Source organism: Pseudomonas sp. XWY-1 (assembly GCF_002953115.1).
Classification (GTDB): Bacteria; Pseudomonadota; Gammaproteobacteria; order Pseudomonadales; family Pseudomonadaceae; genus Aquipseudomonas; species Aquipseudomonas alloputida.
In genome coordinates this window covers 5,054,826-5,070,417 of the sequence record NZ_CP026332.1, presented here as the reverse complement: position 1 = coordinate 5,070,417, position 15,592 = coordinate 5,054,826, and the positions used below count along the sequence as shown (strand labels likewise).

Genomic DNA, 15,592 nt, shown 5'->3' with positions numbered 1-15,592 from the left:
CTCCAGTTTAGACCCAATTGAGAGAAGGTCATGGCCCAACCCTACAGTGCGCGCAGCCGCGCCATCGAACCTTTCCACGTCATGGCGCTGCTGGCCCGGGCCAACGAGCTGCAGGCGGCCGGGCACGACGTGATCCACCTGGAAATCGGCGAGCCGGACTTCACCACGGCCGCACCCATCGTCGCGGCTGGCCAGGCCGCGCTGGCCGCCGGGCACACTCGCTACACCGCCGCACGCGGTCTGCCGGCACTGCGTGAGGCAATTGCCGGTTTTTATGGGCAGCGCTATGGCCTGAACATCGACCCGGAACGCATCCTTATTACCCCAGGTGGCTCCGGCGCGCTGCTGCTGGCCAGCAGCCTGCTGGTGGACCCGGGCAAGCATTGGCTGCTGGCCGATCCGGGTTACCCGTGCAATCGCCACTTCCTGCGCCTGGTCGAGGGCGGGGCCCAATTGGTGCCGGTGGGCCCGGATGTGAACTATCAGCTGACTGCCGATCTGGTTGAGCGCTACTGGGACAAGGACACCGTCGGAGCCCTGGTCGCTTCGCCGGCCAACCCGACCGGTACCGTGCTGGGGCGCGAGGCGTTGGCCTGCCTGGCCAGAACCACCCACGAGCGGCATGGCCATCTGGTGGTGGACGAGATCTACCACGGCCTCACCTATGGCATGGACGCGCCGAGCGTGCTGGAAGTCGACGACTCGGCATTCGTCCTGAATAGTTTTTCCAAGTATTTCGGCATGACCGGTTGGCGCCTTGGCTGGCTGGTGGCCCCGCCCGGCGCGGTCGCCGACCTGGAGAAACTGGCGCAGAACCTGTACATCAGTGCGCCGAGCATGGCGCAGCATGCCGCGCTGGCCTGTTTCCAGCCCGAGGCGCTGGCCATTTTCGAGGAGCGCCGCGCCGAATTCGCCCGCCGTCGCGACTACCTGCTGCCCGCCCTGCGTGAACTGGGCTTCCGCATTGCCGTCGAGCCGCAAGGTGCGTTCTACCTGTATGCCGATATCAGCGCTTTTGGCGGGGACGCGTTCGCATTCTGCCGGCACTTCCTGGAAACCCAGCACGTGGCGTTCACGCCGGGCCTGGACTTCGGTCGCCACCTGGCCGGGCACCATGTGCGCTTCGCTTACACCCAGAGCCTGCCGCGCCTGGAAGAAGCGGTGCAGCGTATTGCCCGTGGCCTGCAGAGCTGGCAAGGCTGATGCGTTTCTCTCCTTCACTCGAGCAGGGGCGCCTGTTGCGTCGCTACAAGCGCTTTCTGGCCGATATCGAACTGGCCAGCGGCGAGCAGATGACTATCCACTGCCCGAATACCGGCTCCATGCTCAACTGCATGCGTGAAGGTGGGCAGGTGTGGTTCAGCCGCTCCAACGACCCCAAGCGCAAGCTGCCAGGGACCTGGGAAATCAGCGAAACCCCCCAGGGGCGGTTGGCCTGCGTGAATACCGGGCGGGCCAATGCGTTGGTCGAAGAGGCCCTGCGCGCCGGCACAATCACTGAACTGGCCGGTTTCACTGCACTCAAGCGCGAAGTGGCCTATGGCGAGGAAGGCAGCCGTATCGACTTTCGCCTGGAATTCGAGGGTGCCCCGGCCTATGTCGAGGTCAAGAGTGTGACGCTGGGCTACCCCGACACTGCAGTTGCGGCCTTCCCTGATGCGGTGACTCAACGCGGTGCGAAACACCTGCGTGAGCTGGCAAAGCTGGCCCGGCAGGGCGTGCGGGCCGTGCAGCTGTATTGCGTGAACCTGACCGGTATCGACGCTGTGCGCCCGGCTGAAGAAATCGATACGGCCTACGCCCAAGCGCTGCGCGCTGCCGTAGCGGACGGGGTGGAGGTGCTGGCCTATGGCACTCGGCTGGACGCCGAGGGTATCGTCATCGATCGCCGCTTGCCGGTGCTGCTTACCCCTTGAACCAGATGCCCTGGCTGTCTTCGTGGCAGCCCAGGGGCTGCAGTTGCTCACCCTCGCAGGGCCCTGCCACGCATTCGCCGCTTTCTATCAGGAACAGCGCACCGTGATGAGCGCAGTGGATGAGGCTGGCGCTGTCATCCAGAAACGCGTCCTCTGCCCAGTTCAGCGGGATGTCCCGGTGCGGGCAGCGGTTGCGGTACAGGTACACCTGGCCTTGGCGACGCACGCCGAACAGTTCGAGGCCGTCTACGCTGAAGGCGCGGCTTTGGCCCTCGGCCAGGCCGAGGGATGTACAAAGGAAGTGCATGGCAAGGATGCCCCGTGAAACACGTGATGGCTTGACGCTCCAATGCGAATAATTATCAAATTGATCGCATTCGCTGCGCCCGGCTGCCTATGGTGCGCAGTTCCGCCGCTCGCCACAAGGCGTGTAGCCCGTCTTCAGAAGGAACCCGATGATGCGCCGTCCAGCTGCTTTTCTCGCTCTGTGTGCAAGCCTTGTGCTCTCTACCCAAGCCTTGGCAGCCGAGCTGCCGCAACGCTGGGTCAGCGCGGGTGGCGCCTTGAGTGAGTGGATAACCGCATTGGGAGGTGAAGCGCGCCTGGTCGGTGTGGACACTACCAGTCAGCACCCGGCCTCGTTGAAAGCCTTGCCCAGTGTGGGGTATCAGCGGCAACTGTCGGCCGAAGGCATCCTCAGCCTGCGCCCGGATGTGCTGGTGGGCACCGAGGAAATGGGGCCGCCACCGGTACTGGCGCAAATCCGCAAGGCCGGCGTGCGGGTCGAGTTGTTCTCCAGCAAGGCCGAGCTGCCGGCAGTGGATGAAAACCTCAGGCACCTGGGGCAGTTGCTCGGTGCAGAGCAGCAAGCGTCCGCGCTTGCAGCGGACTACCGCCAGCGGCTCGATGCGTTGCATGCCAACGTCAAGCTGGCCCAGGCCGGGCAGCAGGCTCCTGGGGTGTTGCTGCTGGTCGGCCATGCCGGGGCCAAGCCGCTGATCGCCGGGCAAGGCACTGCCGGTGACTGGCTGCTGGAACATGCGGGTGGGCGTAACCTGGCCGCGCACCCAGGCTACAAGAACTTCTCCAACGAAGCCTTGGCGGCGCTTGACCCGGATGTGATCGTGTTTTCCGACCGGGCGCTGGCCGATGAGCAGGCCTTGCAGGCGCTGTTGAAAGAAAACCCCGCGCTGGCTGCCTCGCGGGCCGTGCGTGAGAAACGCCTGGTCTCACTGGACCCAACGCTGCTGGTCGGCGGGCTCGGGCCTCGGCTACCGGCGACCTTGCAGTCGCTGGCAGCCACCTTCTACCCGGCTGCTCAGGCCAGCTTCGCACAATGAAACAACGGGTCCAGTCACGTACGTTGTTCATTAGCCTGAGCCTGCTGTGCCTGTTGGCAATCTGGCTGTCACTGGCGCTGGGGCCAGTCAGCCTGCCGATGTTCGATACGCTGCGCGCTGGCCTGCGCCTGTTGGGGCTGCCCGTTTCCGAAGATGGCCTGCAGCAGGCCGAGATGATCCTTGGTCAGATCCGCCTGCCGCGCACCCTGTTGGGGTTGGCGGTGGGCGCGGTGCTGGCGCTGTCCGGGGTGGCCATGCAGGGGCTGTTCCGCAACCCGCTGGCCGACCCCGGGCTGGTAGGGGTTGCCGCTGGCGCCGCAGTGGGGGCGGCGGTTGCCATTGTCGGCGGCGCCTGGTTTGGCGGCATGCCGGATGCTTTCGCACCTTATCTGCTGTCGTTCTGCGCTTTTGTCGGCGGGCTTGGGGTAACTGCGCTGGTCTACCGCCTGGGGCGCCGCGATGGCCAGACCAACGTCGCCACGATGCTATTGGCTGGCGTGGCCATGACCGCGCTAGGTGGCGCGGCCGTGGGGCTGTTCTCTTACCTGGCCGATGATGCCACCTTGCGCACGCTAACGTTCTGGAACCTTGGCAGCCTCAATGGCGCCAGCTATGAGCGGCTGTGGCCATTATTGCTGGTGGCGACAGGGGTAGCGGTGTGGTTGCCGCGCCGGGCCAAGGCACTGAATGCCCTGTTGCTGGGGGAGTCGGAGGCGCGCCACCTGGGCGTTGACGTGGAGCGGCTCAAGCGTGAATTGGTGTTCTGCACGGCGCTGGGGGTGGGGGCGGCAGTGGCAGCAGCCGGGTTGATCGGCTTCATCGGCCTGGTAGTGCCGCACCTGGTTCGCCTGCTGGCCGGGCCCGATCACCGTGTGGTGCTGCCAGCCTCGCTGCTTGCCGGCGGTGTGCTGATGTTGTTCGCCGACCTGGCGGCGCGGCTGCTGCTGGCGCCTGCCGAGCTGCCGATTGGTATCGTCACGGCCTTCATCGGTGCGCCGTTCTTCCTGTTCCTGCTGATGCGAGGGCGCGGCTGATGTTGCAAGTCGAGGGCCTGTATCTGTGCAGGGGCAGCAATGAGGTGCTGCACGACATTCACCTGCAGTTGCCTCCGGGGCAGGTCGTGGGTGTGCTTGGTCCCAACGGTGCCGGCAAGAGCAGCCTGCTGAGTGTACTGTGCGGTGAACTGGCGCCCGGCCGCGGGCGGGTGACGCTGCAGGGCCGCCCCCTGGCCGATTGGGCCGGGCAGGAACGGGCAAGGCGCCTGGCAGTGTTGCCACAGGTGTCCAGTTTGGGTTTCTCGTTTCGGGTGGAGGAAGTGGTGGGCATGGGGCGCATGCCTCATGGCACCGGTCAGCGGCGCGATGCGGAAATTGTCGAAGCGGCGTTGCGGGCGGCAGATGCCTGGCACCTGTTGGCGCGCAGTTACCTGGCGCTTTCCGGTGGCGAGCGGCAACGGGTGCACCTGGCCCGCGTGCTGGCGCAGCTATGGCCGGGCGAGGAGGGCAGCACGTTGCTGCTCGACGAACCGACTTCGATGCTCGACCCGCTGCATCAGCACACCACCCTGGAAGCCGTACGCCGTTTCGCCGACTGCGGTGCTGCAGTGTTGGTGATCCTGCATGACCTGAACCTGGCGGCGCGTTACTGTGACCGTATCCTGTTGCTGGAGCAGGGGCGCTGCCATGCGTTTGCCACGCCCGAAGCGGCACTGACCCCAGCGGCCCTGAAGGCGGTGTACGGTATCGACGTACTGGTGCAGGCGCACCCCGAGCGTGGGCATCCGCTGATCATCACCCGTTGATTCTCGAACCGTGCACGGCCTTTGTGGAAGCGACCTTGTCTCGCGACAGGTCCGCCCCCGGGGCAGGCCATTCAAATTGTGGATGACATGGAGTAACTGACGATGCGACACCCGCTGCTGTCCGGTTTCTCGCTGTGCCTGGTACTGGCGATAGGCGGCTGTCAGGCCAGCCTGCCGCCGTTGCCCGCCTGGCAGAGCAGTGACGGTCGCACGCACGCCGAGCTGGGAACGATTGTCGACCTGGCCAGTGAGCAGGTCATAAGCCCTGAAACGCTGGTGGAGCGCCTGGCTGACGCACCCCGAGTGCTTGTCGGCGAGAAGCACGACAACCCTGACCATCACGCGCTGCAACTGTGGCTGTTGCGCGCTCTGCAAGGCCAGCGTACGCAGGGCAGCCTGTTGCTCGAGATGCTGCAGCCCGAACAGCAATCACGGGTGGACAAGCTGGCGGGGCAGCCTTTGCCGGAAGACTTGCCCAAGGCGCTGGCCTGGCAGGAGGGCTGGGATTGGCAGTTGTACGGGCCGATTGTCACCGAAGCCTTGCAACATCGGGTGACGTTGCTGGCCGCCAACCTTTCGCCCGCCGAGATGCGTCAGGCCTATCGACAGCCGGCTCCGGTGCAGGGCGAAAAGTCCAATGCACCTGCGGTAAAGGCTGCCTTGCTGGAACACGTGCGCGCCGGGCATTGCGGGATGCTGCCAGAAAACCGGTTACCGGCGATGCTGGCCGTTCAGCAGCAGCGCGACCGGCGCATGGCCGAGCGCTTGCAGGCGGCACCGCAACCGGCACTGCTGTTTGCCGGGGCTTACCATGTGCGCAAGGACCTGGGCATACCCTTGCATCTGGCTGACCTGGGGGCATCGGGGGAGAGCAAGGTATTGCTGCTGGCTGAGGTGGGCGAGCGAATCGAGCCTGGCGAGGCTGATTATGTGTGGTACACGGCAGCGATGCCGGAGCAGGATTATTGTGCGCAGCTGCGGCGCTGATCCTGAAAAGGCACAGGCAAAAAAAGACCCGGCAAATTGCCGGGTCAATAACCGTGATTAGCCTGATGAGGAGATAATCTGAGAGTCCGAACCAGGGGCTCTTAGCTTATCCAACCAGTCTCGCGACCAGTTGCGATAATCATAACAATTCTCATTTAGCCGTCAATCCCTTTACCCCGATTATTTGGGTTTTTTTTGCGTAGGGTTTTTCGCGTCCAATTGTTGGTTGAGTGCTTCCTTGCGTTCGAGCGGCAAATCGTTCCAGTGCATGTCCAGCAGGGCGCCTTCAATGGCATACAACAGCACCTTCGATGCACGGAACCCTCGTGTCTTCACGGCCTGGTACGCACCCACCGCGCCCAGGCGGCGCAAATCCGATGCACTGTGGATGCCGGCCGCATGCAGCCACTGCGCAGAAGTCTTGCCAAGGTTCTTCAGATGCTGCAATTCATCGTTCATCGAGCCTCCTTGCGATGGCTGAACGGGAATGGGGGGATAAATCGCGAGCAGGTCTGAGAGGAGTGTAGCGGGCGTTGGGAAATATGCGGCTTTTTGCCATCGGAGGGTGAGCGGCCTGTGCCTGCCCCTTGGCGGGCAGGCACAGGAAGATGATGAACTTACAGGCCAGGCAACCGCTGGCGAATCTGCTCGATTACCTGATCCATGCTGCCGGCAGCCTGGGTATCGACGCGGGTGCTGTGCACCAGCTCCTGCGCATCCAGCGCCTCACGGCTGGCCTGTTGGGCCTTGATCACCTCCAGCGTGGCATCCGACGGGTCGCTGTTTTCGGCCTGGCGCTGCTCCAGCCAACTGGCGATGACCGCCTCTGGCGCGTGGCAGTCGAGGATGAGGAACGGCACGCCGGTCTGGCTGGCAACGTCTGCCGCAGCCTGGCGTTGTTCACGCTTGAGGTAGGTGGCGTCCAGCACCACCGGGAAGCCGGCGCGCAGCACGGTCGCTGCTACCTCGTGCAGGCGCTGATAGGTCGCTGCGCTGGCGTCCTGGTCGTATATGCCGGTACTCAGCTGGCCGGCGTCGGCCTGCGGTTGTTCGCCGAACAGGCGCTTACGCTCTACGTCCGAACGCACGCGCACTGCACCCAGGGCCTCGACCAGGCGCATGGCCACGTGACTTTTGCCCACCGCCGAAACGCCATGGGTGATGGCCAGCAGGCGCGACGGGATGGCGCTGTAGCTTTCGGCCAGGTTGGCGTAGTTGCGGTAGGTGCGCAGGGTGGTGGCACGCTGAACGCCATCAGCGTCGGCCGGCATGCTGAACAGTGCGACCTTGGCCCGCACCAGCGCGCGGTAGGCTTTGTAGAAGTTGAGCAGTTCCAGGCCTTCGTAGTCCCCTGTCAGTTCCAGGTACTGGCTGATGAAGCGTCGGGCCAGGCACTTCAGGCCGCGGTCTTCCAGGTCCATGGCCAGGAAGGCGGTGTCGGCGTAGACGTCGGTCAGTCGGAAAGGCTCGTTGAACTCGATGCAATCGAAGATCACCACCTTGCCATCGATCAAGGTGGCATTGCCCAGGTGGATGTCACCGTGGCACTCACGGATGAAGCCCTTGGCCTTGCGCTTTTCCAGCAGGCCATGCAGGCGCTCGAAGCTGCTGCGGGCCCAGGCCTGCAGGGCGTCGAGTTGCTGCAGATCGGCTTTGTCGCTGAGGAATGGGCGAATCTGCTCGAAGTTCTGCTCCACCGGGGCCATCACGCTGTCTGGCGTGCCCAGCGGGTGTTCCATCGGCACACGTGGGGCCTGCAGATGAAACTCGGCAATCTGCCGGGCCATCTGGTCGATGTGCGTGGCGTTCAGTTCGCCATTGGCCTGCAGGGTGTTGAGCATCTGGCCCTGGGGGAACTGGCGCATCTTCAGCACATACTCGATGGCTTCACCTTCGCCACCGATCTGCGGTGCGTCGACGCTACCGGTGATCGGCAACACTTCCAGGTACAGGCCTTCGGTCAGGCGTTGGTTCAGGCGCAATTCTTCGTTACAGAAATGCTGGCGCTGGTCCAGTCCGGTGAAGTCCAGGAAGCCGAAATTCATCGGTTTCTTGATCTTGTAGGCGTATTCGCCAGTGAGCAGGACCCAGGAGATATGCGTCTCGATGAGCTGAAACCCCTCCACGGGGTGAGGGTACAGGGCAGGGTTCTGCAACGCAGTAATAAGAGCTTGGCTCACGGCAAATCCTTCCGGGGCAAGGGAATTCGAATGCGCCATTATGGTCAATGGTGCCGTCCCTGCCTACCGCCGGGCCGTCTGCCCAGCCTTTATAAAGTGCGTATAATCCGCCGCCATGACCCGAACCCGAAATCCCCGCACCCCTCAGAAACGCCCGACCGGCCGCTCCCGCGCCTGGCTGGGCTGGGCTTTGAAGCTCAGCCTGGTTGGCCTGGTGATCGTTGCCGGCTTCGCGGTTTACCTCGATGCCGTCGTCCAGGAAAAGTTCTCCGGCAAGCGCTGGACCATCCCGGCCAAAGTGTATGCCCGACCGCTGGAGCTGTTCACCGGCCAGAAGTTGAGCAAGAACGACTTCCTCACCGAGCTCGATGCGCTCGGCTACCGTCGCGAAAGCGCGGCCAACGGCCCGGGCGCTGCGTCCGTCAACGGCAATACCGTCGACCTCAATACCCGTGGCTTCCAGTTCTACGAGGGCATGGAACCGGCGCAGTTCGTCCGCGTGCGCTTCTCTGGCGATTACGTTGCGGGCCTTTCCGGTGCCAACGGCAAGGCGCTTGACGTGGTGCGGCTGGAGCCGCTGATGATCGGCGGCATCTATCCGAAAAATCTCGAAGACCGCATCCTGATCAAGATTGATCAGGTACCCAAATATCTGCTCGAAACCCTGGTGGCAACGGAGGACCGCGAGTTCTACAGCCACTTCGGCGTGTCGCCAAAGTCCATCGTCCGGGCCATGTGGGTCAACACGTCGTCCGGCTCGATGCGCCAGGGTGGCAGTACCCTGACCCAGCAGTTGGTGAAGAACTTCTACCTCAGCAGCGAGCGCAGCCTCAGCCGCAAGCTGACCGAGGCGATGATGGCGGTCCTGCTCGAACTGCACTACGACAAACGCGAAATCCTTGAGGCCTACCTCAACGAGGTGTTCGTCGGCCAGGACGGTCAGCGCGCGGTGCACGGCTTTGGTCTGGCTAGCCAGTTCTTCTTCAGCCAGCCGCTGTCCGAGCTGAAACTGCATCAGATCGCCCTGCTGGTGGGCATGGTCAAAGGCCCGTCCTACTACAACCCGCGGCGTCATCCCGAGCGGGCCCTGGCTCGCCGCAACCTGGTGCTCGACCTGGTGGCCGAACAGGGCGTGGCCAGCCAGGCAGAAGTCGATGCGGCGAAGAAAATGCCGTTGGGCGTGACCAAGCGTGGCAGCCTGGCCGACAGCTCGTTCCCGGCCTTCCTCGACCTGGTCAAGCGACAGTTGCGCCAGGATTACCGCGACGAAGACTTGACCGAAGAAGGCCTGCGCATCTTTACCAGCTTCGACCCGATCCTGCAGATGAAGGCCGAAACCTCGATGAGCGAGACCTTCAAGCGCCTGGCGGGCCGCAAGGGGGCAGACGATGTGGAAGCGGCGATGGTCGTGACCAACCCTGAGACCGGTGAAGTACAGGCGCTGATCGGTAGCCGCCAGGCAGGCTTCGCCGGCTTCAACCGGGCCATCGATGCTGTGCGGCCGATCGGCTCGTTGGTCAAGCCGTCGGTATACCTGACTGCGCTGGAGCAGCCGAGCAAGTACACCCTGACCAGTTGGGTGCAGGACGAGCCATTTTCGGTCAAGGGGGCTGACGGCCAAGTCTGGCGCCCGCAAAACTATGACCGCCGCCCGCATGGCACTATCTACCTGTACCAGGGGCTGGCCAACTCCTACAACCTGTCGACCGCCAAGCTCGGCCTGGAAGTGGGTGTGCCGAACGTGATCAAGACCATTGGTCGCTTGGGCGTGAATGTCGACTGGCCTGCATTCCCGGCCATGTTGCTGGGGGCAGGTGGCATGTCGCCGATGCAGGTGGCAACCATGTATCAGACCATCGCCAACGGCGGCTTCAACACGCCGATGCGCGGCATCCGCAGTGTGCTCACCGCCGAGGGCGAGCCGCTCAAGCGCTACCCGTTCCAGATCCAGCAAACCTTCGACCCAGGTGCCATTTACCTGGTGCAGAACGCCATGCAACGCGTAATGCGCGAAGGTACAGGGCGCTCGGTGTACAACACCTTGCCACGCTCGCTGACCCTGGCGGGCAAGACCGGTACCAGTAACGACTCGCGTGACAGCTGGTTCTCCGGCTTCAGTCAGGATCTGCTGGCCGTGGTGTGGATGGGGCGTGACGATAACGGCAAGACACCGTTTACCGGCGCCACCGGCGCCTTGCAGGTGTGGACCAGCTTCATGAAGAAGGCCGACCCGCTGCCGCTGGACATGCCGCAACCGGACAACGTGGTGCAGGCCTGGATCGACCCCTACAGTGGCCATGGGTCTGATGCCAGCTGTCCGGGAGCGGTGCAGATGCCGTATATTCGCGGGAGTGAGCCGCCGGCCGGCGCAGCCTGTGGCGGCGAGCAGGACCCAGTAGAATCGGTAATGGACTGGGTCAAAGGCTGGATGAATTAAGCACAGGCTGCATTGATGAGGTGTGATGTGAACAAGTGGCTGTTTCCTGCCGTGACGGCGTTGGCTGTGCTCCAGGGGTGCTCCAGCGTCCCGCGTGGCAATATTCCGGTGGTCGATTCGAGCACCCGCGTGTCCAACAGCGAACGCGTGACGGCCAACCGCTCGGCGGGTGGCTATAACGCCGGCACCGCCCAGGCGCAGACGCTGCCGGAGGATTCCGGTGTCACCGTGATGATCCCGCAGGGCGCAGGCGCTTCGGGCATCCAGACGTTCCCGGCGTCCAATGGCGCCGCGCCGATCAGTACCTCGCCGATCACGCCAGGGCCGATCAGTACAGGGCCTGTCAGTTCGGCGCCGATGACCACCAATCCCAACCCGATTGCCGATGAACCCTTCGACATTGCTGCGATGAACAGCACCCCGCAAAGCGCCAGTGCGCCAACCGGTATTCCGCGCAGCGCCGCCGCCGGTGGCCTGTCGGCCGACGAGCAGCTGGACGGTCCTGTGCTGGCACTGTTGACCACTGCGCAGACGCAGCAGGGCAGCGGCGACTTCAACGGTGCCGCCTCGAGCCTGGAGCGTGCCCAGCGCATTGCTCCGCGTGAGCCGCAGGTGCTGTATCGCCTGGCCCAGGTGCGCCTTTCGCAAGGTGATGCGGCGCAGGCCGAGCAGTTGGCGCGCCGCGCCCTGACCTACGCCAACGGCCGCCCAAGCCTGCAGGCAGAGCTTTGGAACACGATCGCCCAGGCCCGTGAAAAGCAGGGTGACAGCGCTGGGGCTGCGCTGGCCCGGCAAAAGGCGCGGGTCAATTCGTGATGATCGAGCAACGCGTGCTGGATATTGCCGACCACCTGCTCTTGATCGAGCGCGAGCTGCAGGTGCAAGGCTGGTGGGATGACGAGCCTCCAAGCGACGAGGCACTGGCCAGTACGGTGCCGTTCGCCGTGGATACCCTCAGTTTTGAGCAGTGGCTGCAATGGATCTTCCTGCCCCGCATGAAGATCATCATCGAGCTGGGCCACCCGCTGCCCAATGCATCGAGCATCCTTGTCATGGCCGAAACCGTGTTTACCGACCGGCCGGAGCAAAGTCGTGAGCTACGCCGCCTGTTGGCAGCTTTTGATCAATTGATCGCTCCTTCCGCCTGATTTCTTCAGTTTTTCCGTCAAGGGCCGCAGATTGTGGCCCTTTTTTTTGGAAATCTTCTTAATTCTGCTGCTGAAGCGATTTTTAGTGGTGGCAGGAATTCATCTTGAGGAAAAATTGGCAATAATTTTTCTTGACTTGTTGGCGCCGAATCACAAGAATCCAACTTCCGCTGTAGAGGGACTGCCAGAAGCAGACCCGCTAAGCAGATCATGAGGTGCACACCCGCGCCGACCTGTTACACCCCGCAACGCGTTACCTCGCGCTGGGTGGGAAACCCCCGCAACACTCTGGGGATCTCCCAATACTTGCTCAGTCAGTGCTGACGTTCGCTCATGCTCTGCTTGGCAGTAAACCTATTAAGACCCGTCCAGTGAGGGCGGTATTCTGGCGTTTTAGAGGTGAACAACGTGGAGCTTTTATCTGGCGCTGAGATGGTCGTCCGCTTCTTGCGTGACGAAGGCGTTAAGCACATCTACGGGTACCCTGGTGGTGCTCTCCTGCATGTTTACGACGCACTGTTCAAAGAACCGGAAGTGGAACACATCCTGGTTCGTCACGAGCAGGCGGCCACCCATATGGCGGACGGCTACGCTCGCGCCACCGGCAAGGCCGGTGTGGTGCTGGTAACCTCCGGTCCTGGCGCGACCAATGCCATTACCGGCATTGCCACCGCCTACATGGACTCGATTCCGATGGTCATCCTGTCCGGCCAGGTGCCTAGCACCATGGTGGGCACCGATGCCTTCCAGGAAACCGACATGATCGGTATCTCGCGGCCGATCGTGAAGCACAGCTTCATGATCAAGAATCCGACCGAGATCCCTGAAGTTCTGAAAAAAGCTTTCTACCTGGCGCAATCCGGTCGTCCAGGTCCAGTCGTGGTCGACATTCCAAAAGACATGACCAACCCGGCTGAGAAGTTCGAATACGTCTACCCGAAAAAGGTCAAGCTGCGCTCCTACAGCCCGGCGGTCCGCGGTCACTCCGGCCAGATCCGCAAGGCTGCCGAGATGCTTCTGGCGGCCAAGCGGCCGGTCGTCTACTCCGGTGGCGGTGTGATCCTCGGCGGTGGCTCCGAAGCCCTGACTGAAATCGCCAAGTCGCTGAACCTGCCGGTCACCAATACCCTGATGGGGTTGGGTGGCTTCCCGGGTACCGACCGCCAGTTCCTCGGCATGCTCGGCATGCATGGCAGCTACACCGCCAACATGGCCATGCATCATGCCGATGTCATCTTTGCCGTCGGTGCGCGTTTCGACGACCGCGTTGTAAACGGCCCGGCCAAGTTCTGCCCGAACGCCAAGATCATTCACATCGACATCGACCCGGCGTCGATCTCGAAGATGATCAAGGCCGACGTGCCAATCGTCGGCCCGGTCGACAGCGTGCTCAACGAAATGCTCGGCATCCTCAAGGAAATCGGCGAGCAGCCTGACAAGGCGGCGCTGGATGCCTGGTGGAAGCAGATTGACGAATGGCGTGGCAATGGCGAGTTGTTCCCTTACGACAAGGGCGATGGCAACGTCATCAAACCGCAAAAAGTCATCGAGACACTGTGTGAAGTGACCAATGGCGACGCCTTCGTCACTTCCGATGTGGGCCAGCACCAGATGTTTGCCGCGCAGTACTACCGCTTCAACAAGCCAAACCGCTGGATCAACTCCGGTGGCCTGGGCACCATGGGCTTCGGCTTCCCGGCGGCGATGGGCGTCAAGCTCAACTTCCCGGATCAGGACGTGGCCTGTGTGACCGGCGAAGGCAGCATCCAGATGAACATCCAGGAGCTGTCCACCTGCATGCAATACGGCCTGCCGGTGAAGATCGTCAACCTGAACAACGGTGTGTTGGGCATGGTCCGCCAGTGGCAGGACATGGCCTACAACGGTCGTCACTCGCACTCGTACGTCGAGTCGCTGCCTGACTTCATCAAGCTGGCCGAGGCCTATGGCCATGTGGGTATCCGCATTACCAGCCTGAAGGACCTCAAGCCGAAGCTGGAAGAAGCGTTTGCGATGAAGGACCGTCTGGTGTTCATCGACATCGCGGTTGACCGCAGTGAGCACGTCTATCCGATGCAGATCAAGGATGGCTCGATGCGTGACATGTGGCTGAGCAAGACGGAGCGTACCTGATATGCGGCACATCATTTCCCTGCTGCTGGAAAACGAACCAGGTGCGTTGTCCCGCGTGGTCGGCCTGTTCTCCCAGCGCAACTACAACATTGAAAGCCTGACTGTAGCGCCAACCGAAGACCCGACCCTGTCGCGTCTGACGCTGACCACCGTTGGCCATGACGAAGTGATCGAACAGATCACCAAGAACCTGAACAAGCTGGTCGAAGTGGTCAAGCTTGTCGACCTGTCGGAAAGCGCTCACATCGAGCGTGAACTGATGTTGGTCAAGGTCAAGGCCACCGGTGCCCAGCGTGCCGAGATCAAGCGCACCACGGATATCTTCCGTGGCCAGATCGTCGACGTGACCGCCAGCGTGTACACCGTGCAGCTGAGCGGTACCAGCGACAAACTGGACAGCTTCATCCAGGCGATCGGCACTGCATCGATTCTGGAAACCGTGCGCAGCGGCGTTACCGGCATTGCCCGTGGCGACAAAGTGCTCAGCATCTAAATCCAAAAAATTAGCGATGGCTCCGCAGGGGCCGAGATATAACCAGGGGTATTTTCATGAAAGTTTTCTACGATAAAGACTGCGACCTTTCCATCATCCAGGGTAAGAAAGTCGCCATCATCGGTTACGGCTCCCAGGGCCACGCTCAGGCGTGCAACCTGAAAGACTCCGGTGTAGACGTTACCGTCGGTCTGCGTAAAGGTTCGGCTACCGTTGCCAAGGCTGAAGCCCACGGCCTGAAAGTTGCCGACGTTGCTACCGCTGTCGCTGCGGCTGACCTGGTCATGATCCTGACCCCGGACGAGTTCCAGGGCGCTCTGTACAAGAACGAAATCGAGCCGAACATCAAGAAGGGCGCTACCCTGGCCTTCTCTCACGGCTTCTCGATCCACTACAATCAGGTTGTTCCGCGTGCCGACCTCGACGTGATCATGATCGCGCCGAAAGCCCCGGGCCACACCGTTCGCTCCGAGTTCGTCAAAGGCGGCGGCATCCCTGACCTGATCGCTATCTACCAGGACGCTTCCGGCAACGCCAAGAACGTCGCACTGTCCTACGCTTCGGGCGTAGGTGGTGGCCGTACCGGTATCATCGAAACCACCTTCAAGGACGAAACCGAAACCGACCTGTTCGGTGAGCAGGCTGTTCTGTGTGGCGGTACCGTCGAGCTGGTCAAAGCCGGTTTCGAAACCCTGGTCGAAGCTGGCTACGCGCCGGAAATGGCCTACTTCGAGTGCCTGCACGAGCTGAAACTGATCGTCGACCTCATGTACGAAGGCGGCATCGCCAACATGAACTACTCGATCTCCAACAACGCCGAATACGGTGAGTACGTCACTGGCCCGGAAGTCATCAACGAAGAATCCCGCAAGGCCATGCGCAATGCCCTGAAGCGCATCCAGGACGGCGAGTACGCGAAGATGTTCATCTCCGAAGGTGCTACCAACTACCCATCGATGACCGCCAAGCGTCGCAACAACGCCGCTCACGGCATCGAAATCATCGGCGAGCAGCTGCGCTCGATGATGCCGTGGATCTCGGCTAACAAAATCGTCGACAAGACCAAGAACTAAGTCTTATCGATAGATGAAAAACGCGGCTTCGGCCGCGTTTTTTCGTTCTGGCATCCAGCTTCTGGTATAAAGCAGACCAGTGGC

At 62.3% G+C, this 15,592-nt stretch carries 15 protein-coding genes; 12 read left to right on the top strand and 3 right to left on the bottom strand.

What is annotated here, in order from left to right:
* The first annotated feature begins 30 nt into the window (after nucleotides 1-30).
* Nucleotides 31-1,203 (top strand): pyridoxal phosphate-dependent aminotransferase, encoded by a 1,173-nt coding sequence (locus PRJ_RS23730; protein WP_010955343.1) that lies wholly within the window; start codon nucleotides 31-33, stop codon nucleotides 1,201-1,203.
* Nucleotides 1,203-1,916, top strand: a complete 714-nt coding sequence (gene sfsA / locus PRJ_RS23725) for a DNA/RNA nuclease SfsA (RefSeq protein WP_004575787.1) — start codon at nucleotides 1,203-1,205, stop codon at nucleotides 1,914-1,916. The genes PRJ_RS23730 and sfsA overlap by 1 nt, the downstream gene beginning before the upstream one ends.
* Here sfsA and PRJ_RS23720 read toward each other — a convergent pair.
* Nucleotides 1,906-2,223: a Rieske (2Fe-2S) protein gene (locus tag PRJ_RS23720; RefSeq protein ID WP_014592391.1), complete on the bottom strand. Its 318-nt coding sequence runs from the start codon at nucleotides 2,221-2,223 to the stop codon at nucleotides 1,906-1,908. The two genes, sfsA and PRJ_RS23720, sit on opposite strands and share 11 nt — an antisense overlap.
* Nucleotides 2,224-2,371: 148 nt before the next feature.
* Here PRJ_RS23720 and PRJ_RS23715 point away from each other — a divergent pair, with 148 nt between their 5' ends.
* The 4 genes from PRJ_RS23715 (at nucleotide 2,372) to PRJ_RS23700 (ending at nucleotide 6,044) form a co-directional block, all read left to right on the top strand.
* The gene (locus tag PRJ_RS23715; RefSeq protein ID WP_104962580.1) at nucleotides 2,372-3,256 is read left to right on the top strand and encodes a hemin ABC transporter substrate-binding protein; all 885 of its coding nucleotides are present in this window, start codon (nucleotides 2,372-2,374) and stop codon (nucleotides 3,254-3,256) included.
* A gap of 50 nt (nucleotides 3,257-3,306) precedes the next feature.
* A complete protein-coding gene (locus tag PRJ_RS23710; RefSeq protein WP_162490572.1) occupies nucleotides 3,307-4,290 on the top strand; it encodes an iron ABC transporter permease in 984 nt (327 codons plus the stop codon).
* Nucleotides 4,290-5,057, top strand: a complete 768-nt coding sequence (locus tag PRJ_RS23705; RefSeq protein ID WP_104962579.1) for a heme ABC transporter ATP-binding protein — start codon at nucleotides 4,290-4,292, stop codon at nucleotides 5,055-5,057. The genes PRJ_RS23710 and PRJ_RS23705 overlap by 1 nt, the downstream gene beginning before the upstream one ends.
* 102 nt (nucleotides 5,058-5,159) lie before the next feature.
* The gene (locus tag PRJ_RS23700) at nucleotides 5,160-6,044 is read left to right on the top strand and encodes a ChaN family lipoprotein (protein ID WP_104962578.1); all 885 of its coding nucleotides are present in this window, start codon (nucleotides 5,160-5,162) and stop codon (nucleotides 6,042-6,044) included.
* A gap of 180 nt (nucleotides 6,045-6,224) precedes the next feature.
* Here the strand turns inward: PRJ_RS23700 and PRJ_RS23695 are convergent, their stop codons facing one another.
* Nucleotides 6,225-6,503: a TfoX/Sxy family protein gene (locus PRJ_RS23695; RefSeq protein WP_010955337.1), complete on the bottom strand. Its 279-nt coding sequence runs from the start codon at nucleotides 6,501-6,503 to the stop codon at nucleotides 6,225-6,227.
* Between the two features lie 158 nt (nucleotides 6,504-6,661).
* The gene (locus PRJ_RS23690; protein WP_064491450.1) at nucleotides 6,662-8,224 is read right to left on the bottom strand and encodes a bifunctional aminoglycoside phosphotransferase/ATP-binding protein; all 1,563 of its coding nucleotides are present in this window, start codon (nucleotides 8,222-8,224) and stop codon (nucleotides 6,662-6,664) included.
* Between the two features lie 115 nt (nucleotides 8,225-8,339).
* On the opposite strand from PRJ_RS23690, the gene mrcB reads away from it, so the two are divergent.
* From mrcB to ilvC, 6 genes are all read left to right on the top strand, one after another.
* On the top strand, nucleotides 8,340-10,661 hold the full coding sequence (gene mrcB / locus PRJ_RS23685; protein WP_010955335.1) for a penicillin-binding protein 1B: 2,322 nt from the start codon (nucleotides 8,340-8,342) through the stop codon (nucleotides 10,659-10,661).
* 15 nt (nucleotides 10,662-10,676) lie between these two features.
* Nucleotides 10,677-11,477, top strand: a complete 801-nt coding sequence (locus PRJ_RS23680) for a M48 family metallopeptidase (RefSeq protein ID WP_010955334.1) — start codon at nucleotides 10,677-10,679, stop codon at nucleotides 11,475-11,477.
* Nucleotides 11,477-11,809, top strand: a complete 333-nt coding sequence (locus PRJ_RS23675; protein WP_003250034.1) for a YqcC family protein — start codon at nucleotides 11,477-11,479, stop codon at nucleotides 11,807-11,809. Before PRJ_RS23680 ends, PRJ_RS23675 begins: the two co-directional genes overlap by 1 nt.
* A 408-nt stretch (nucleotides 11,810-12,217) precedes the next feature.
* On the top strand, nucleotides 12,218-13,942 hold the full coding sequence (locus tag PRJ_RS23670; protein WP_064491454.1) for an acetolactate synthase 3 large subunit: 1,725 nt from the start codon (nucleotides 12,218-12,220) through the stop codon (nucleotides 13,940-13,942).
* 1 nt (nucleotide 13,943) lies between these two features.
* A complete protein-coding gene (ilvN, locus tag PRJ_RS23665; protein ID WP_003250040.1) occupies nucleotides 13,944-14,435 on the top strand; it encodes an acetolactate synthase small subunit in 492 nt (163 codons plus the stop codon).
* A 56-nt stretch (nucleotides 14,436-14,491) separates the two neighbouring features.
* On the top strand, nucleotides 14,492-15,508 hold the full coding sequence (ilvC, locus tag PRJ_RS23660) for a ketol-acid reductoisomerase (RefSeq protein WP_003250043.1): 1,017 nt from the start codon (nucleotides 14,492-14,494) through the stop codon (nucleotides 15,506-15,508).
* Nucleotides 15,509-15,592: the final 84 nt, after the last annotated feature.